This window comes from Streptomyces sp. NBC_00846, assembly GCF_045207325.1.
GTDB lineage: Bacteria > Actinomycetota > Actinomycetes > Streptomycetales > Streptomycetaceae > Streptomyces.
Map to the genome: position 1 here is coordinate 5,382,425 of NZ_CP108846.1, position 17,387 is coordinate 5,399,811.

The 17,387-nt window shown below is 68.8% G+C and carries 16 protein-coding genes and 2 pseudogenes; 11 read left to right on the forward strand and 7 right to left on the reverse strand.

From position 1 onward, the window contains the following. The first annotated feature begins 78 nt into the window (after nt 1–78). The 7 genes from OG936_RS24865 (at nt 79) to OG936_RS24895 (ending at nt 7,481) form a co-directional block, all read left to right on the forward strand. Nucleotides 79–1,302 carry an Ig-like domain-containing protein gene (locus OG936_RS24865; RefSeq protein WP_406497558.1) on the forward strand — a complete coding sequence of 408 codons (1,224 nt, stop codon included), beginning with the start codon at nt 79–81 and terminating at the stop codon, nt 1,300–1,302. A gap of 201 nt (nt 1,303–1,503) precedes the next feature. Next, complete coding sequence (locus OG936_RS24870) at nt 1,504–2,757, forward strand: Ig-like domain-containing protein (protein ID WP_406497560.1); 1,254 nt, start codon at nt 1,504–1,506, stop codon at nt 2,755–2,757. Nucleotides 2,758–2,847: 90 nt separating this feature from the next. After that, entirely contained in the window at nt 2,848–3,615 is a 768-nt protein-coding gene (locus tag OG936_RS24875; protein ID WP_406497562.1) for an enoyl-CoA hydratase/isomerase family protein, read from the forward strand. A gap of 251 nt (nt 3,616–3,866) precedes the next feature. Further along, nucleotides 3,867–4,382, forward strand: a complete 516-nt coding sequence (locus OG936_RS24880; RefSeq protein ID WP_383751128.1) for an ATP-binding protein — start codon at nt 3,867–3,869, stop codon at nt 4,380–4,382. Between the two features lie 391 nt (nt 4,383–4,773). Next, nucleotides 4,774–5,598 carry a polysaccharide deacetylase family protein gene (locus OG936_RS24885; RefSeq protein ID WP_406497564.1) on the forward strand — a complete coding sequence of 275 codons (825 nt, stop codon included), beginning with the start codon at nt 4,774–4,776 and terminating at the stop codon, nt 5,596–5,598. Beyond that, nucleotides 5,598–6,782 (forward strand): hypothetical protein, encoded by a 1,185-nt coding sequence (locus tag OG936_RS24890; RefSeq protein ID WP_406497566.1) that lies wholly within the window; start codon nt 5,598–5,600, stop codon nt 6,780–6,782. Before OG936_RS24885 ends, OG936_RS24890 begins: the two co-directional genes overlap by 1 nt. 90 nt (nt 6,783–6,872) lie before the next feature. Next, nucleotides 6,873–7,481, forward strand: coding sequence for an ADP-ribosyltransferase (locus tag OG936_RS24895; RefSeq protein WP_406500595.1), 609 nt, complete (start codon nt 6,873–6,875; stop codon nt 7,479–7,481). Between the two features lie 12 nt (nt 7,482–7,493). On the opposite strand, the gene OG936_RS24900 is transcribed toward OG936_RS24895, so the two are convergent. The 4 genes and pseudogenes from OG936_RS24900 to OG936_RS24915 form a co-directional block, all read right to left on the reverse strand. Beyond that, complete coding sequence (locus tag OG936_RS24900) at nt 7,494–8,132, reverse strand: GNAT family N-acetyltransferase (protein WP_406497568.1); 639 nt, start codon at nt 8,130–8,132, stop codon at nt 7,494–7,496. 204 nt (nt 8,133–8,336) lie between these two features. After that, nucleotides 8,337–8,555 (reverse strand): annotated as a pseudogene (locus tag OG936_RS24905) (terpene cyclase); the annotation flags it as partial. A gap of 283 nt (nt 8,556–8,838) precedes the next feature. Continuing rightward, nucleotides 8,839–9,582 (reverse strand): type 1 glutamine amidotransferase, encoded by a 744-nt coding sequence (locus OG936_RS24910; RefSeq protein ID WP_406497570.1) that lies wholly within the window; start codon nt 9,580–9,582, stop codon nt 8,839–8,841. Continuing rightward, nucleotides 9,579–9,716 (reverse strand): annotated as a pseudogene (locus OG936_RS24915) (peptide ABC transporter ATP-binding protein); the annotation flags it as partial. The gene OG936_RS24910 and the pseudogene OG936_RS24915, both read right to left, overlap by 4 nt. A gap of 95 nt (nt 9,717–9,811) precedes the next feature. On the opposite strand from OG936_RS24915, the gene OG936_RS24920 reads away from it, so the two are divergent. The 4 genes from OG936_RS24920 (at nt 9,812) to OG936_RS24935 (ending at nt 13,570) form a co-directional block, all read left to right on the forward strand. Continuing rightward, nucleotides 9,812–10,924: a transposase gene (locus OG936_RS24920; protein WP_406497571.1), complete on the forward strand. Its 1,113-nt coding sequence runs from the start codon at nt 9,812–9,814 to the stop codon at nt 10,922–10,924. 134 nt (nt 10,925–11,058) lie between these two features. Next, nucleotides 11,059–11,280, forward strand: coding sequence for a hypothetical protein (locus OG936_RS24925; protein ID WP_406497573.1), 222 nt, complete (start codon nt 11,059–11,061; stop codon nt 11,278–11,280). A 413-nt stretch (nt 11,281–11,693) separates the two neighbouring features. Further along, the gene (locus OG936_RS24930) at nt 11,694–12,941 is read left to right on the forward strand and encodes an IS110 family transposase (protein ID WP_406497575.1); all 1,248 of its coding nucleotides are present in this window, start codon (nt 11,694–11,696) and stop codon (nt 12,939–12,941) included. Continuing rightward, entirely contained in the window at nt 12,938–13,570 is a 633-nt protein-coding gene (locus tag OG936_RS24935; protein WP_406497576.1) for a transposase, read from the forward strand. Before OG936_RS24930 ends, OG936_RS24935 begins: the two co-directional genes overlap by 4 nt. 871 nt (nt 13,571–14,441) lie before the next feature. Here OG936_RS24935 and OG936_RS24940 read toward each other — a convergent pair. The 3 genes from OG936_RS24940 to OG936_RS24950 all read right to left on the reverse strand — a co-directional run bounded on the left by OG936_RS24940 (nt 14,442) and on the right by OG936_RS24950 (nt 17,195). Then, nucleotides 14,442–15,206 carry an SDR family NAD(P)-dependent oxidoreductase gene (locus OG936_RS24940; RefSeq protein ID WP_406497578.1) on the reverse strand — a complete coding sequence of 255 codons (765 nt, stop codon included), beginning with the start codon at nt 15,204–15,206 and terminating at the stop codon, nt 14,442–14,444. Nucleotides 15,207–15,315: 109 nt separating this feature from the next. After that, complete coding sequence (locus OG936_RS24945) at nt 15,316–16,521, reverse strand: cytochrome P450 (protein ID WP_406497579.1); 1,206 nt, start codon at nt 16,519–16,521, stop codon at nt 15,316–15,318. Continuing rightward, complete coding sequence (locus tag OG936_RS24950) at nt 16,518–17,195, reverse strand: TcmI family type II polyketide cyclase (RefSeq protein WP_406497581.1); 678 nt, start codon at nt 17,193–17,195, stop codon at nt 16,518–16,520. Before OG936_RS24950 ends, OG936_RS24945 begins: the two co-directional genes overlap by 4 nt. Between the last annotated feature and the right edge of the window lie 192 nt (nt 17,196–17,387).

Sequence of the window (17,387 nt, forward strand, 5' to 3'; positions counted from 1 at the left end):
GTGGTCCTCCCCTCTGTTCTGCCCACACCGGCGCCAGGACTCACGTTTCCCCCGACCGGCCCCCGTCGTTGGGGGGACGTGAACCACGTAGCGAAGAGGGCGGTGGCGAGCTCGGCCACCGCACGGACATGGGCGGGACTGCTCACCCTCCTGGCCCTGCTGAGCGGCTGCACCGACGACGGATCCGTCAGCAGCGGGAAGGCGAGCCCCCCGCAGGACGCGATCCTGATCAGCCCGGGCGACGGGGCGAAGAACGTGGGCCCGGACGACCGGCTGGAGGTGAAGGTCCCCGACGGGCGGCTGGAGAGCGTCAAGGTGGCGCGGATCGAGGACGCGCAGCGCCAGGAGGTGCCGGGCCGGATCGCGCACGACGGTACCTCCTGGACACCGTGGGGGAAGGCGGGCCGGCTCAGGCTCGCCGCCGAGTACAGCATCGACGCGGTGGCCGTGGACGGCGCCGGGCACCGCTCGGCCCGCCACACCACCTTCACCACGGCGGTCCCCGAACACCGATTCATCGGCTACTTCAAGCCGGAGAACCGGTCCACGGCCGGCATCGGAATGATCGTCTCCTTCGACTTCAACCGCCCGGTCGAGAACCACGCGGCCGTGCAGCGGGCGATCCGGGTGAGCTCCGTGCCGGCGGTCGAGGTGGTGGGGCACTGGTTCGGGGACAGCCGGCTCGACTTCCGGCCCGCCGCCTACTGGAAGCCGGGCACCGAGGTCACCGTCGAGGTGGGGCTGCGGGACGTGGAGGGCGCGCCGCACGTGTACGGCACCCAGGACAAGACGGTGGCCTTCACGGTGGGCCGCTCGCAGACGTCCCTGGTCGACGCGGCGGCCCACATCATGAAGGTGCGCCGCGACGGCCGGCTCGTCTCCACGGTCCCGATCACGGCGGGCTACCCGGGGATGGACACGTACAACGGGAAGATGGTGGTCAGCGAGATGTACGTCGTGACCCGGATGGACGGCCGCACCGTCGGTTTCGGCGGCGAGTACGACATCAAGGACGTCCCGCACGCGCTCCGGCTCACCAACTCCGGCACGTTCCTGCACGGCAACTACTGGTCGGACGAGGGCGTCTTCGGCTCGGACAACGTCAGCCACGGCTGCGTCGGGCTGCGCGATGTGCGGGGCGGCAGCAGCTACACCCCGGCCGGCTGGTTCTTCGACCGGACACTCGTCGGCGATGTCGTCGAGGTCGTCAACTCCAAGGACAAGCAGGTCGCGCCCGACAACGGCCTCGGAGGCTGGAATCTGAACTGGAACGAGTGGAAGGCCGGCTCCGCCCTCCGCTGATCTCCCGCCACCTCCGTACCCCGTGTCACCTGGAGAAGCGCCGGAACGAGTTGGGACTGAACGGTGACATTCTGTGGGGTCAATTCCGCACAGTGAGTGTGATTATCTTTCGCTGAGCGCGCATGTACAGCGTGCGGGGGCGGGGCCCGAGGGCCCCCAGGGCCTTGGCTCGGCCGGGCCGTGTGAGGGGAGACGACCACATTGAACGGGCAGCCGATATCGGGGACATCGGCCGGGGCGGACAGCGGGCGGCGCGGACGTGGAGCCACCGGAGTGCGAGCTCTGGCACTGGGTGCGCTGCTGTTGCTGGTGACGGCGTGCGGCGGGGGAGGCGACGCCGTCAGCGCGGGCGAGGACGGCAAGGGCGGGACGAAGGTCGATGACACCACCGCCTCGCAGGCCGTGGTGACCGTCGCCCCGAAGGACGGGGCGGACTCCGTCGCCACCAGCGGGGCGCTGAAGATCTCCGCCGCGCAGGGGAAGCTGACGACGGTCAAGGTCGCCGGGCCCAAGGGCGCCGAGGTCGAGGGCAGCATCGCGGCGGACGGCACGAGCTGGACACCGGACCGGCATCTGGCCGCGGCGACCAAGTACACCGTCCACGCGGTCGCCAAGGACGCAAAGGGCCGCGAGTCGGCCAAGGACACCAGCTTCACGACGCTGGTCCCGCAGAACACCTTCATCGGGCAGTACACCCCGGAGGACGGTTCCACGGTCGGCGTCGGCATGCCCGTCTCGATCCACTTCACCCGCGGCATCACCGACCCGGCCGCGGTCGAGAAGGCCATCAAGGTGACCGCCGAGCCCTCCGTACCGATCGAGGGCCACTGGTTCGGCAACGACCGCCTCGACTTCCGCCCCGAGGACTACTGGGCCGCGGGCACCAAGGTGACCGTGAAGCTCGACCTCGACGGCGTCGAGGGGCGTCCCGGCGTCTACGGCAAGCAGGCCAAGACGATCGCCTTCACCATCGGCCGCAAGCAGGTCAGCACCGTCGACGCGAGCACGCACCGGATGACGGTCGTCCGTGACGACAAGCAGATCAAGGACATCCCGATCTCGGCCGGTGCCCCGGCGACCACCACGTACAACGGTCGGATGGTCATCAGCGAGAAGCTCAAGGTGACCCGGATGAACGGTGACACCGTGGGCTTCGGCGGCGAGTACGACATCAAGGACGTCCCGCACGCGATGCGCCTGTCCACCTCGGGCACCTTCATCCACGGCAACTACTGGGGCGGCTCCGGCATCTTCGGCGCGGCCAACACCAGCCACGGCTGCGTCGGCCTGCAGGACGTGCGCGGCGCCTGGAGCAAGGAGACCCCGGCTGCCTGGTTCTTCGACAGCTCGCTCATCGGTGATGTCGTCGTCGTGAAGAACTCGAAGGACAGGACGATCCAGCCGGACAACGGCCTCAACGGCTGGAACATGTCCTGGTCGGAGTGGACCAAATAGCTTCCGGCGTACCTGAACGGGAGGGCCCGGCGCTGTGACCAACAGCACCGGGCCCCTGTCGTTGGCGCCGGTCGGTCTAACCTGCCTCTCATGACCGCAAATCTCGAAGTGACCGACGGTGTCGGCACGATCCTGCTGGACCGTCCGCCCATGAACGCCCTGGATGTCGCCACTCAGGACCGGCTGCGTGAACTCGCCGAGGAGGCGACCGGGCGCGAGGACGTGCGCGCCGTGGTCCTCTACGGCGGCGAGAAGGTGTTCGCGGCGGGCGCGGACATCAAGGAGATGCAGGTGATGGACCATGCGGCGATGGTCGTACGGTCCAAGGCGCTGCAGGACTCCTTCACCGCGGTGGCCCGGATTCCCAAGCCCGTCGTCGCCGCAGTGACCGGCTACGCGCTGGGCGGCGGCTGCGAGTTGGCGCTCTGCGCCGACTACCGGATCGCCGCCGACAACGCCAGGCTGGGCCAGCCCGAGATCCTGCTCGGGCTGATCCCCGGCGCGGGCGGCACCCAGCGCCTCGCCCGGCTGATCGGCCCCTCCCGGGCCAAGGACCTGATCTTCACCGGCCGTCACGTGAAGGCCGAGGAGGCCCTGACGATCGGACTGGTGGACCGCGTGGTGCCTGCCGCCGAGGTGTACGAGCAGGCGCACGCCTGGGCCGCCGGGCTGGCGAAGGGGCCCGCCCTCGCGCTGCGCGCCGCCAAGGAATCCGTCGACGCCGGTCTGGAGACGGACATCGACACCGGGCTCACGATCGAGCGGAACTGGTTCGCTGGTCTGTTCGCCACCGAGGACCGGTTGCGTGGAATGCGCAGCTTCGTGGAAGAGGGTCCGGGCAAGGCCAAGTTCCTCTGAACGGAAGTCAGTTGGGCGCAGACTGACGCATGTTCATCCGTGCGAGCGGATTGGCTGGGCCTTGGGGGAACCTTGAGGCCCAGCTCTCCGAAGGGGCCGGAAAACCCGCTTGGAGGCGGTATCCATGCAGGTCAACGGGGGTGCGATAGGCCGCATTCTGCCAGTGGCATATGCCTACCGACTTCTGCGGAATGTTGCATTCCGGGGTAGGGATTCCCTTGGAACGGCCCCGGAGGGTCTGCCTTGCGGCCATGATGGTGTGCATGGCGGGCCTGGAGGGTGTGGAACAGCCGCGACCGCACAGCGGCGCGACGGCGGCACGCTGGATGCCGAGTATCGAGGATGAACAGGCGTTCAAAGCACTGGAGTTGTTCGGAAATCCGGCGGACGGCGAAGTCCGGCTGCCCTCTCGTCCGGAGTCCGCGGCCACCGCTCGGCGGCTCACTTCCTGCGTGGTGCTGCGTCAGTGGGCGCTCTCCCCGCAGACCGCCGAATACGCCGTCCTCCTCGTCTCGGAACTCGTCGGCAATGCCGTCCGGCACACCGGTGCCCGGGTCTTCGGGTTACGGATGCTGCGCCGCCGCGGCTGGATCAGGATCGAGGTGCGCGACCCCTCGCGCGGACTGCCGTGTCTGATGCCCGTGCGGGAGATGGACATCAGCGGGCGGGGGCTCTTCCTCGTCGACAGGCTCTCCGACCGATGGGGCGTGGATCTGCTGCCGCGCGGCAAGACCACCTGGTTCGAGATGCGGATCTCCGACCGCTGATCCCGGCTCGCGCGCCCGGGGAGCGCACCCGGGGAGCGCACCCGGGGAGCGCACCCGGGGAGCACAGAAGCCCCCGGTCCGCCGTCGTGGGGCGCTTCGGGGGCTTCTGTGTGGGGGCCGTGAAATGGGGGGTGTTCACGGCCGCTTATGACGACCGAGCTCGGGTCATGCGGTCGTGTCACCGACTATGGCAGACGGGCGACCTCTCCGCCAAAGGTGCAAACAGGGCATTCTTGGAAAATATGGATCATTTTTCGGGTGAATCGCAGGTGTGATGGGTCACTTGCCTGGAAATCCATGAATATTTACGGGATTCGTCGAGTGATTCGACTGCCCCATCCATAAGTCTTAATTGTGATCTTCAGAACACTTCACCCCTATTGTTCTGCGTATGAACGCCTCCGACCCACCGGTGCACCGCCGCAGCGTCCTGCGCGCGGGAGCAGGGGCCGCCCTCACCGGCGCCCTGACCGCTGGATGCGCGGACCGCGGCGACGCCGCCGGTGCGTCGGCCGGGACCGGCACGGCCGCGGCGAGCCCGAAGAACACCCCCGCGACCGCGACCACCGGGCACCCGGCCCCGCACCCCGCGCCCGCCCCGCGCCGCTTCCCCGGGCAGCCGGCCCGGATCGACCACGGCCCCCGCGACCGCGCCCGCGTCGCCCTCACCTTCCACGGCCAGGGCGACCCCGCCATCGCCCGGACCGTACTCGCCGAGGCCGAACGGGCCCACGCCCGAATCACCGTCCTCGCCGTCGGCAGCTGGCTCGACGAACACCCCGAGATGGCCCGCCGCATCCTCGACGGCGGCCACGACCTCGGCAACCACACCCAGCGCCACCTCGACATCTCCGCGATGGGCGAGGCCGAGGCATACGCGGAGATCACCGGCTGCGCCCAGCGGCTGCGTCGGCTCACCGGCTCCATCGGCACCTGGTTCCGGCCCTCGCGCACCCGGTACGCCCCCCCGCTCGTCCAGCGCCTCGCCGCCCGGGCGGGCTACCCGCACGTCCTCTCGTACGACGTGGACTCCCTCGACTTCACCTCTCCCGGCGCCGCGGCCGTCACCCGCAAGGTGGCCGGGGAGATCCGCAACGGATCGGTGGTGAGCCTGCATTTCGGCTACGCGGACACGGTCGCCGCCCTGCCTCTCCTCCTCACCGAAATCGACCGCCGCCAACTGCGCGCGGTGACGACCACGGAGCTGCTGACCTGATGCCTCCCTCCACCAAGCACACCGCGGCCCTGCTCGGGGGCGTCCTCCTCGCCGTCCTCACCGGTTGTGGCACCCCCGCAGAGAAGGGGACCGTCAAGGCCGTCGGCAGCGAAGCCGCCGCACCGCCCGTCGAAACGGAACGCGTCACACCGCCGGGCCTGCCCGGCATGCCACCGGTGCTCGACGCCAAGGACGTCTACGCGGCCGACCGGCCGGGGAAGCTCTCCCCGGCCGTCAAGGACTTCCCGTCCCGCGTCTACGTCCCCAACACCAACTCCGACACCGTGTCGGTGATCGACCCGGCCACGTACAAGGTCATCCGGACCATCAAGGTCGGCCGCCAGCCGCAGCACGTCGTCCCGTCCTGGGACCTGAAGACCCTCTGGGTCAACAACGACATCGGCGACAGCCTCACGGCCATCGATCCCGCCACCGGGAAGGTGGGCCGCACGGTGCCCGTCTCCGACCCGTACAACCTCTACTTCACCCCGGACGGCAAGTACGCCGTGGTGATGGCCTCGATGGACCGCGAACTGGTCTTCCGCGACGCCCACACCATGAAGACGGCCAAGACCGTCCCGGTCAGCTGCGGGGGCGTCAACCACGCCGACTTCTCCTCGGACGGCCGGTACTTCATCGTCTCCTGCGAGTTCTCCGGCGAACTCCTCAAGGTCGACACGGCGAAGATGAAGGTCGTCGGCCAGCAGAAGCTGCCCGTCAAGGGCGCGATGCCGCAGGACGTGAAACTGTCACCCGACGGCAGCACGTTCTACATCGCGGACATGATCGCGAACGGGCTGTGGGTGCTGGACGCCAAGAAGTTCACCACCCCGAAGCTGCTGCGCACCGGCAAGGGCGCCCACGGCCTCTACGTCAGCCGCGACTCCAAGGAGATGTACGTCTCCAACCGGGGCGAGGGCTCCATCTCGGTCTTCGACTTCGGCCGGCGCGAGCTGGTGCAGAAGTGGCGCCTGCCGGGCGGCGGCAGCCCCGACATGGGCGGAGTCTCGTCGGACGGCAAGGTCCTCTGGCTGAGCGGGCGTTACAACTCCGTGGTGTACGCGATCGACACCACCACCGGCAAGCAGCTCGCCCGCATCCCGGTGGGCAGCGGCCCGCACGGACTCGCCGTGTACCCGCAACCGGGCCGCTACTCGCTCGGCCACACCGGCGTCTTCCGCTGACAGCGCGGCGTCAACACTCCGCCTGACACGCTCGCCCTCGGGTGATGCTCCACGGCCCGGTGCCGCACTGCCGAGACAGTGACCGTCATGATGATCACTTCTCGTCTGCGGCGTCGGGCCGCAGTCGCCGTTATCGCCTTCTCCGCCGTACTCGTCCCGGCCGCCGCCACCGAGGCCGCCCCCGCCGCCGCTCCCACGGCCGTCGCGTTCAAACCCGGTGGCTGCCCGGTCGTCGCCGACCATCTCTTCGCCGCCGCAGACCCGGTGGACATCCGCCGGATCACCCCGCACCCCTCCTGGCGGGACAACTGCCGTCAGCTCTACCGGGCGGACGGCCGGGGCCCGCAGACCATCTTCGACGAGGGCTTCCACTCCAGGGACATCGTCTACGGCCAGTACGACCTGGAGAAGTACGTCCTGGTCAACCAGCCCTCGCCGTTCGTCTCCACCACGTACGACCACGACCTGTACAAGCGCTGGAAGAGCGAGTTCAACTACTACATCGACGCTCCCGGCGGCATCGACGTGAACAAGACGATCGGTGACACCCACAAGTACGCCGACCAGGTGGAGGTCGCCTTCCCCGGCGGCGTCGGCCGCACGTTCATCGTCGGGGCGTGCCCCATCGACCAGGCGACCAAGACCGAGATCATGAACAAGTGCGTCGACAACCCGCACTACAAGCCGTGGCGCAGCTGATCCGCTGAACCGTCACCCCGCGACGAACAGGGCCTCCGAGCCCACCGGCCGGTAGCCCGCCGCCTGGAACGTCCGCACGCTGCGGGCGTTCCCCGGCGACTGCTGGGCCCACACCACCGAGTCCGGCACCAGATGCCGGGCCGCCCGCGCCAGCCGTTCGCCCAACCGGCGGCCGCGCGCCTCCTCGGCCACCTCGATCGCCGTCTCCCAGCGTCCCGCGACTCCCCGGCCCAGGATCACCACTCCGCCGGCGGTGGACCAGACCCGCACCTCGTCGCGGTACTTCATCGCCCGCGCCACCCGGGGATGCTCCGGGTCCTCGATCTCCCGCAGCGCGATCTCCGGCTCGCCCGGCAGCGCGTCCGCGACCGTCAGCAGATCGATGGTGTTCATGTGCCGGCCGCTCCGGGCCAGCAGCGCGCCCAGGAAGTACGGATTCATCGTCGCCGCGAGCGCGTCGCCGGGGGTGGCGGCCAGCAGGGCCCGCACCCGGTCGGGATCCTCGTCGGTGAACACCACCGAGTGCGCGGTGAACGCCAGCACCCCCGCGTCCCGGACATTGGGCTGCCCCACCACGGTCGTCGCCCCGTCCGGCGGGGGAAACCTTCCGTGCGCGGCGGCCGTCAGGATCCGTGCCAGTGCGTCATCCATCGGTGTCCCGTCCCCGGTCCGGACCATGCGCCCGCCGGACGGCGGACCCCCACCCATGATCGGCGACCGGCCGCCGCGACCGCCAGCCGTCCCGCCCGTCAATCCGACCCCCGTCAGTCGGACACCGACACACTGGCCAGGCTCTGATCAGGCAGTGTTGTGGCTCACGGGCGGCCGGCCAAGACGACCTGCCGGGGCGATCTGTCAGGCGGCGAAGTACCGTGACAGCGAGTCCCGTTCGTCGACCTCCACCAGATCGGGGCGGGTGTAGCGCTCCGCGCGGGCGTGGTAGTCGAAGTCGCCCCACACCAGCCCGCGGTAGTCCTGCACGCATCGCTCCAGTGCGGCCCGGGTACGGCCGTGGATCCCGGCTGCCTCAATCTCCTCGATCAGTTCCTTCTCGGCACGCTGCACCCGTGCCCGGGCCCGGATCGACCTGATGCCGGAGCTGTTCGACCTCGTGGACCGGCGCCGCCGGCCCACCGCCGCCCGGAGCCCGACGTACGCGCCGCCGAACGGTTCGGGCACGGCGCGCTGCCCTGGCCACCTGCTCGGGCGCCGTCCAGGCCGTTGCGGCAGCCCCGCCGTTGGTGGCCCGTGGCTGCCGTCGCCGCGCAGCGCCGTCGCCGGACCGCGGTTGCCCCGCCCGATCCAACAGTGCCGCGCGTTCCGCCCGGTGGGTGCCCGGCGAAGTGACCGGCCGAGGTCAGCGGCGGGCGGCGGTGTGGTGGTCGGCCACGATGCGGCCCCACTGCTCGGCGAAGCCGCCCCAGAGCGTACGCAGGCGTGTCTCTTCCTGGGCTACCTCGGCGACGACGACGGCGGGGTCGAGACCGAGGGCGTGCAGCGGACCGACGTCCGACGTCCCCCAGGTGGAGATGTCGTCGGCCAGCACCTCGGGGTGGAACTGCACGCCCCAGACAGCTGTGCCGATGCGATACGCCTGGTGGGCGCAGCGCTCACTGGCGAGCAGCGGAACAGCGCCCTCGGGCAGGGTGCCGGTCTCTTCCCAGTGCCACTGCACCGCGCACAACCGCATGCCCGGGTTCGCGAGGAAGCCGAACAGCCGGTCTTCGGCGGCCTCTTGAAGTGGTGTCAGGTCACAGAGGCCGACTTCGGGTCGTGCGGCGTGCCGGACCTCGCCGCCGCAGGCCACCGTGAGCAGTTCCATGCCCAGGCAGATCCCCAGCGTGGGGAGGTCCCGGTCCACGGCCTGCCGCAGCAGTTCCCGCACCGCCGGCAGCCAGGTCGCCTGCTCCTCGTCGTACGGACCCATGGATCCGCCGAGGACCAGCAGCGCGTCGTGGCTGTCCAGGGTCCGAGGCAGCGCGTCACCCGCCCAGGGGCGGCGCAGGTCGATCGCCAGCCCCAGCCCGGCGAGGCGTTCACCGACCTGAGCCGGGCCCGTACCGTCCTCGTGCTCGACAACGAGCACCCGCGCGCCGCTCACAGTCGCCCCGCCTCGACGATGCGGCGCAGGAAGGCACGGGTGCGTTCCTGTTGCGGGTCGCCGAATATCTGCTGCGGCGGCCCTTCTTCCAGCAGTACGCCCTGATGCAGGAAGCACACCTTGTTCGACACCTCGACTCTGCTGCGCAATTCGCTGCGGGGGTGGGGCGGGTCCGCGATGATCGTTCCTGAGGTCGCTTCTCTGTCTTGCGGCCGTGGAGGCGGTACGGATGTCGATGCGCCCGGTGGGGCTGCCGGAGATCCCGGCGCAGACCGTGATGGTGGCTCGGGCGGCGTTCCCGAAGGGGAGTCTGGCGATACGGGTGCGGGACCGCCTGGCGGAGGTCTTCACTGATGAGCCGTTCTCCGCCGCGTTCGGGGTGCGTGGGGCACCGGGCCTGTCACCTGGGGTGTTGTCGCTGGTGACGGTGTTGCAGTTCGCCGAGGATCTGACGGATCGGCAGGCCGCGGCGATGGCGGTGCGGGCGATCGACTGGAAGTACGCGCTCGGTGCGGAGCTGACGGACACCGGATTCGACGCCAGTGTGCTGTCCAGGTTCCGGACCCGGCTCGCGGACAATGGTATGGAGCGGGTGGTCTTCGACCGGCTCTTGGAGCACTGCAAGGAGGCCGGTCTGGTGGCGGCCGGAGGCAAGCAGCGTACCGATTCCACCCATGTGATCAGTGCGGTGCGGGACTTGAACCGCCTGGAGCTGGCCGGGGAGAGCGTGCGGGCGGCCCTGGAGGCCCTGGCGGTCGCGGCCCCGGTCTGGCTGGCCGGGCAGATCGACGTCACTGAGTTCGCCGAGCGGTACGGCCCGCGGGTCGACGGCTGGCGCATGCCGCCCTCGCAGACCAGACGTGACCGTCTCGCCCAGGTCTTCGGGCAGGATGCCCTCGCCTTGTGCCGGGCGGCCTGGGCCGAGGACGCCCCGGGCTGGATCCGGGAGATCGAGGCCGTGCACCTGCTGCGGCAGGTCCTCGTGCAGACCTACATCATCCGCAGCGACACGCGGGGACGGCAGGTGATCAGGAAGCGGGACGCCGACGACGGTGTCCCGCCCGGTCAACTCCGCCTGGCCTCCCCCTACGACCGTGACGCACGGTGGGCGGCCAAGGGCGATGACCTGTTCTGGATGGGCTACAAGATCCACCTCACGGAGACCTGCACCACACTCCCCGGCGTCGACGCCGTAGCAGGGGCAGGGGTGATGCCGAATCTGATCACCGACGTGTACACCACCGATGCGACCGTGCCCGATGTGAAGGCGACCGCGCCGATCCAGAAGAACCTCGCCGAGCGCGAGGTGAAGCCCGCCGAGCACTACCTAATGGGGCTGTAAGGGGGTGCCGGGCAGGAGACCTGAGCACTACCAGGGCACGATCCCTCAGTCGAGAGTGGTTCGTCCCGGCGCCTCCCTCGTCTCGTAGGAGGTGGAGTTGGTGGCGAGAATCGCGTGGGCAGGCTCGGGATGGTGTGGTCGTCCTGGAGGCTTGCGAGGCCGAGCAGTTGGTCAGTGTCCTGGACCGTTGGGACGACTGGCTGCTGCATGCCCAGCCGGACACGCTTGAGGACATGGTCGAGTTCCTCGGCCCCGAATGCCTGGGTCGCACCGCGGCGGAGGGCATCGTCGAGGTACTGGACTTCTACTCGGCCCAACTGAATCGGCGACTTCGGTCGATGCAGGTCAACGGCTGACCGGAAGCTTCACGGGTACCACTGATGGACCCCCAGGGCGTCGAACCTCAGTGAAAGAGGGTGGACCCGTGCAGGTACGTCGTGGACAACGGTGTCAGCGCGATGCCCACCATGCCCCCGGGCCGTCGAGCCTTCAGTTGAGACTGGCACGCGCCGTGCCGTCGTCCACGACGTAACCGGTCAGATGATCGGATCGTTGAGGTTTGTGGTCCAAGCCGTCCGCAGGGGTCACCTCTCACCAAGCTGGGAGCCGTCGAGCTCCTGCCCAAGACAGAGGGCCCTGCGGGTCGCTGGGGTCACGAACGGCTGATCGGATGACGGGCCTTCGAGCCCTGCCATTAGGGAGACGCGTGCCCCTGCACGGCTGTGACCAGCCACCACGTCAACCGCACCCGGAATGGATGTGAACCGCCATGAGCATAGGAGTGACCTGCGGCATCGACTGGGCCAGCGACCACCACGACGTCGCCCTGATCGATCAAGCGGGGGAACTGTTAGCCAAGGCCCGGATCGGCGAAGACGCCCAGGGCCTGCAGCAACTCCTGGATCTGCTCGCCGCGCACGGCGATAGCGGACAAGACCCGATACCGGTCGCGATCGAGACCTCGCACGGCCTGCTGGTGGCCTGCCTACGGGCCACTGGGCGCCCCATCTATGCGATCAACCCGATGGCCGCCGCCCGCTACCGCGACCGCCACGCGGTGTCCCGCAAGAAGTCGGACCACCTGGACGCCATGGTCCTGGCGAACATCCTGCGCACCGACGCAGCCATGCATCGCACCCTGCCGGCGGACAGCGAACTGGCCCAGTCCATCGCTGTCCTGGCCCGCGCCCAGCAGGACGCCGTCTGGGACCGCACCCAGGCCGGCAACAAACTCCGCTCCCACCTGCGCGAGTACTACCCCGGCTACCTCGCCGCCGTCGCGCCCATGGCTGACGGGCTGGCCACCCCGGTCGCCCGCGCGCTGCTCGCCGCGGCCCCCACCCCCGAGCAGGGCGCCCGCCTCACCCGCACCCAACTGCGAGCCGTGGTCAAGAAAGCTGGCCGCCAGCGCGGTATCGACAAGGAGGCCGACCGGCTCCACGCACTCCTGCGCGTCCCGCAGATGCGGCAACTGCCCCTGGTCGAGCAGGCCATGGGCGCCAAGACCCTGGCCCTGCTCAGACAACTGGAGGCGACGTGCACCAGCGCGGACGAACTCGCCACCGCCGTGGCGGAGTCTTTTGAGAAGCACCCGGACGCCGAGATCATCACCAGCTTCCCAGGGCTCGGGTCTCTCACCGGCGCCCGGGTGCTCGCCGAGATCGGCGACGACCGATCCCGCTTCGCCGACGCACGCGCACTCAAGGCCTACGCCGGGGCTGCACCGGTCACCCGGGCGTCCGGCAAAAGCGTCTCGGTCACGGCCCGCCGCGTCAAGAACCAGCGCCTGGCCGCCGCCGGCTACGTCTGGGCCTTCGCCGCCCTGACCGCCTCACAAGGCGCCAGAGCCCACTACGACCGCCGCCGGGAGGGCGGAGACCGCCACACCGCGGCCCAACGCAACCTCTTCAACCGCTTCCTCGGCTGCCTCCACCACTGCCTGACCGAGCGCATCACCTACGTCGAAACCGTCGCCTTCCCCACTCCGTCACCGCAGCCGGAAGCAGTCGCCGCTTGACAGATAACCGCATCGGATGTCTCGACTCCGGATACCCGTCGGCCGACCTGATCACCAAGGCCCTGAAGCAGGGCATCCGCATGGTGACCCCCGTTCTCCTGGACCGCTCCGCGCAGGCCAAGGCCGCCGAGGGCTTCGACAAGAACGCCTTCACCATCAACTGGAAGACCCGCCAGGTCCGCTGCCCCGCCGGGAAGACCAGTTCCCACTGGAACCCGGTGAAACAGCACGGCACCGACGCCATCGTCATCACCTTCAGTGTCCTGACCTGCCGAGACTGCCCCTTCCAGAAGCAGTGCACCACCTCGAAGACCGGGCGCCGCATGCTCACCCTGCGACCCGAGGAACTCCACGAGAACCTCGCCCGGGCCCGCGCCGCGCAGAAGACCGACACCTGGAAGAACAAGTACGCCCTGCGCGCCGGCGTCGAGGGCACCATCAACCAGGCCCTCGACATCACCGGCATTCGCCGGGCCCGCTACCGCGGCCTACCGAAAGTCCGCCTCCAACACGCCTTCTCCGCCACCGCACTCAACGTGATCAGGCTCGACGCGCACTGGACCACAGACCCCCTCGATCGTCCCCGCCACAGCAGGCTCGAACGACTCAGCTACCGACTCTCCGCCTGAACGAATTGCGCAGCAGAGTCCTGTGAGCTGGTCTTTTGTCTCTTGTGGTCGCTCTTCTTCGGGCTATGCGGATTGGCGTGGTGGCCGAGTGTGCAGACCGGCTCCCGGTTAACCGAGAAATTGATGGTTCGCAGGGGAACGATGGTTGTGGCATCCCGACAGGGGTGCGTTTCTTCTGGAGGGACAAGAAATACCTGGTCAGCACCTTGCGTCTGCGGCAAGCGCGGCACAGGAGGTCGCGCCGAGTTCCCAGCACCGACCACGTCCGCGCTGGTCGGCAGCGAGGTCCCTCAAGAAGAAACGCACCCCGCGGCCTGGGTGACCAGGAGTGCGAGATCGGCACCTGCGTCGGCGATCCCCTTGTTCACGTATTGGTAGCGGCGGGCGAATCGTCGCAGGGCGGTGCGGGCGGCAGTTGCAGGTCGGAGATGTCGGCTCCCGGCTGCGACCGAGCCAGCGTCCTGATCAGTTTCGTACGCGTGTGTCCGCTGGTTGGGCGGTGCGGTGCGGCCCGTCCCGCTCAGACGCCGAGCGCGCGGGTGTACGGAGAGGAATCATGGGACTGGGGCGGGGCAGGGTCCGGGGAGAGTCCGAGGAGACGGGCAGCCGCCGTGTTGGCGTGCTGGGTGAATAGGACACAGGCCAGAAGGAGGGGCAGCTGGCCCGGGCACGGGACCGGTGATGTGCCGGGCGTGGGTCGTTCAGATTCACCATGCATGAGGGAAGCGTCGCCGGTGGCGGCAGAGAGGTGACCGAACACCGCTAAACCCTGGCACCACTCGTACGGCCGAACGCTACGTGTTCACACTCATGCCGCGCCGCCCGCTTGGGACCTGGCCTGGAGCCGCGGCGAAGCCGGCCGTTGCGGCAGTCACGAGATCGACATCCCGCCGTCGATGGACAGCACCTGACCGGTCATGTAGTCGGCGTCCAGCAGTAGCTCGATGCCTCGGGCCACCTCGTCGGGCGTGCCCATGCGGCCGAACGCGGTCCGGGCAACGAGCGCGGCGCGGGCTTCGGCCGACATCTCCTCGGTGAGCGCGGTGGCCATGAGTCCGGGCGACAGTGCGTTGACCGTCACCTTGAACCGCCCGCACTCCAGGGCCAGGCTCCGGGTCATCCCCAGCACGCCAGCCTTGGCCGCCGAGTATGCTGTCTGGCCCGGACTGCCGATGAGACCGGCGGGCGAGACGACGTTGATGATGCGCCCCCAGCGGGCCCGCATCATGTCCGGCAGCGCCGCCCGGCAGGTATGGAAGGAGCCGATCAGATTGACGGCGATGGTCTGGGTCCAGTCGTCGATGGACTGGGTGGCCATGAAGCCGTCGCGGCGGATCGCGCCCGCGTTGACGAGCACGCTGATGCCGCCCAGCTCGGCGCGCACGCGGCCCACCATGTCCCTCGTGGCAGCCCAGTCGGCGACGTCCGCCCGCACGACGACGCTGGGCCCGCTGAGCTCGGCGGCGACCTTGCGGGCCCGGTCCGCACCCGTGGTGCAGTGCAACGCCAGCCGATAGCCACGGCGGTCGAGAACGTGTGCCACGGCGGCGCCGAGGGCCCCCGAAGCGCCGGTGACGAGGGCGACGCGGCCGTCGACGCTCGGCGCAGCGGCGGCCCGGATGTCGTCGTCGGTCACCGTGTCACGTCCTCCCCCAGGGGCGGCGAGCCGTTGTGCCCGCCGAACATCGGCCGGTGGTAAGGCCGCCGCGCCCGCTGCCGAGGCAGGTGTGCGGCCGCCGGCATTTCTACCAGGTGACTGGCATTTCGGCCGGACCGAACGCCTGAATCGAGTGGTACTTGTACGTCAGCTCCGACTCCGGCACGGCTAGCGCGAGACCGGGAGCCCGCTCGAACAGTGTCGTGTAGACGATGTCCATCAGCTCCGGCACCAGGCGGTTCGCCGGACACTGGTGCGGCCCGTGGCCGAACGCCAAGTGCCTTGTGGGCTTTTCCCGCATGAGATTGAGCTCATTGGGATATGGACACACCGACGGGTCGCGGTTGACGGGCAGCGTCGGCACTGCCAGGCCGTCACCGGCCTTGACCAACGTGTCGCCGATGCGCACGTCTTCCACGGCCAGCCGCATCGGCGTTCCGTCATTGACCGAGAAGTACCGGATCATCTCGTCGATCGCCACTGTCATCCGGTCCGGCTCGGCGAGCAACGTCGCCCGCTCTTCCGGGTGGTTCAGCAAGGCGAGCACGCCCAACGTGATCATCATGGACGTCGAGTTGTGAATGCCCTGGGCGTTCGACAGCATCAGGGGCGCCATCTTGAACCAGTCGACCTCGCCACGCTCGTCGAGTTCTTCCTGGATCATGCGGCTCATCAGGTCGTCGCCGAGGTTTTTCGCCTTTTCCTTCAGGACGTCCTCTGCGTGCTGGTTCAGGCGCGCGGCTGATGCCTTCTCCTCTTCCTCGGTGGAGGTCTGCATCAGCAGATGCCAGACGTTGTCCCGCATCTTCCGCATCTCGGCCATGGGGATGCCGAGGAATATCTCCTGCAGCCGCCAGGCGATCGGGTACGCCAGCTCCATCACCAGGTCGACGGGCTTGTCCTGCCGGCCCAGCATCGCGTCGACCTTCTCTTCCACGGCAACCCGCAGGCGCGGCAGCAGCCGGGCGAGCCCTGCCGGGGAGAATTCCTGGATGACCGGCTTCTTCAGCTCCAGGTGTTCTGGGCCATCCAGATTGATCATGAATGGTGCGCAGTACTTCAACTTGTTCAACGACTTCGGCGTCATCTTCGGAAAGTCGTCGCTCATCTTGTCCGAGCTGAACCGCGGGTCGGAGAGTACGAATCGCGCGTACTCGGGCCTCACCACCATCCACGCCAACTTGCCGGTGGGCAGGGTCACCCGGCCGATGCCTCGTTTCCGCAGCGTTTCGTACTCGGCCGGGAGCACGCCAGGCAGCTTTCGGCGAATGGGGTGGGTCGGAAGTTTGGTCATTCTGACACCTCTGCAGCCCAGTGGTAGAAGCGAGTGGCCAACGAGTTGCCTTCTGGGTCATACGGCGGAATGACCCGCGTCAGGTCGTCGACGAGCTGGAGGAAGCGGGGATCGCCTTCTGTCCACACAGCGCTGATCACCTTGATGGCATCGGGTTCCGCGAAGTCCTGGATGTGCAGGTAGATGCCACGCCACAGATAGATCTGACGGCGCAGCGTCCCCATGTTCTGCGGAATGTCGGTCGCATCCGATTCCGAGAAGAGCCGCGACACCTCCGGGATGTGCTCCTGCCGCTGGGTGTTCACGATCACCGCGCTGTACGTCTGCTCCAGGTTCTCCAGTTGCTCGGCCGGCCACACGTAGAAGCGCTCGGCGGTCGGCTGGTCGACCGGGCCGTCCCAGTCCTCCGTCGCGGTGTGGTCGCCGAAGTAGGTCGACAGGCGGTCGTTCAGCCGTGTGCACCGGGGATCGGTGGTTGTCATCCGGTACGCCTCGGCTGCGTCCGCGACGTCCCAGTCCTGCATGTGCACGTAGAGGTCGCCGTAGTGGAAGACCTGCCTGCGGCGCAGCTGGGGAAGTTCGGATGCAACCTCGCCGTCGAACTCCCGAAGGATCTTGGTGACGTCGGTGGCGTGATCACTGTCGAACGTGCCGACAGTGACGATGCTCGGCATATACCTCTCCTCACGGTTGGCGGGTTGGAACCGGTGCCGCGTCACGGACCCTTGCGGGCTCGTTTCGAGGTCGTGCCAAGCCTGTGCCGTTGCCTTCGACGCCGAATCGACGCCGGATCAACTCGAAGGGTCCTCGAAGCGTGGTCGAACGCCGACGGACATCGTCAGGCGCGACGGTTCCAGACCTACGAC

What these genes read in the sequence shown, in the direction of transcription:
- OG936_RS24875 (WP_406497562.1), top strand. Translation starts at nt 2,848, where the DNA reads ATGACCGCAAATCTCGAAGTGACCGACGGTGTCGGCACGATCCTGCTG.
- OG936_RS24880 (WP_383751128.1), top strand. Translation starts at nt 3,867, where the DNA reads ATGATGGTGTGCATGGCGGGCCTGGAGGGTGTGGAACAGCCGCGACCG.
- OG936_RS24885 (WP_406497564.1), top strand. Translation starts at nt 4,774, where the DNA reads ATGAACGCCTCCGACCCACCGGTGCACCGCCGCAGCGTCCTGCGCGCG.
- OG936_RS24890 (WP_406497566.1), top strand. Translation starts at nt 5,598, where the DNA reads ATGCCTCCCTCCACCAAGCACACCGCGGCCCTGCTCGGGGGCGTCCTC.
- OG936_RS24895 (WP_406500595.1), top strand. Translation starts at nt 6,873, where the DNA reads ATGATCACTTCTCGTCTGCGGCGTCGGGCCGCAGTCGCCGTTATCGCC.
- OG936_RS24900 (WP_406497568.1), bottom strand. Translation starts at nt 8,132, where the DNA reads ATGGATGACGCACTGGCACGGATCCTGACGGCCGCCGCGCACGGAAGG.
- OG936_RS24920 (WP_406497571.1), top strand. Translation starts at nt 9,812, where the DNA reads ATGTCGATGCGCCCGGTGGGGCTGCCGGAGATCCCGGCGCAGACCGTG.
- OG936_RS24930 (WP_406497575.1), top strand. Translation starts at nt 11,694, where the DNA reads ATGAGCATAGGAGTGACCTGCGGCATCGACTGGGCCAGCGACCACCAC.
- OG936_RS24945 (WP_406497579.1), bottom strand. Translation starts at nt 16,521, where the DNA reads ATGACCAAACTTCCGACCCACCCCATTCGCCGAAAGCTGCCTGGCGTG.
- OG936_RS24950 (WP_406497581.1), bottom strand. Translation starts at nt 17,195, where the DNA reads ATGCCGAGCATCGTCACTGTCGGCACGTTCGACAGTGATCACGCCACC.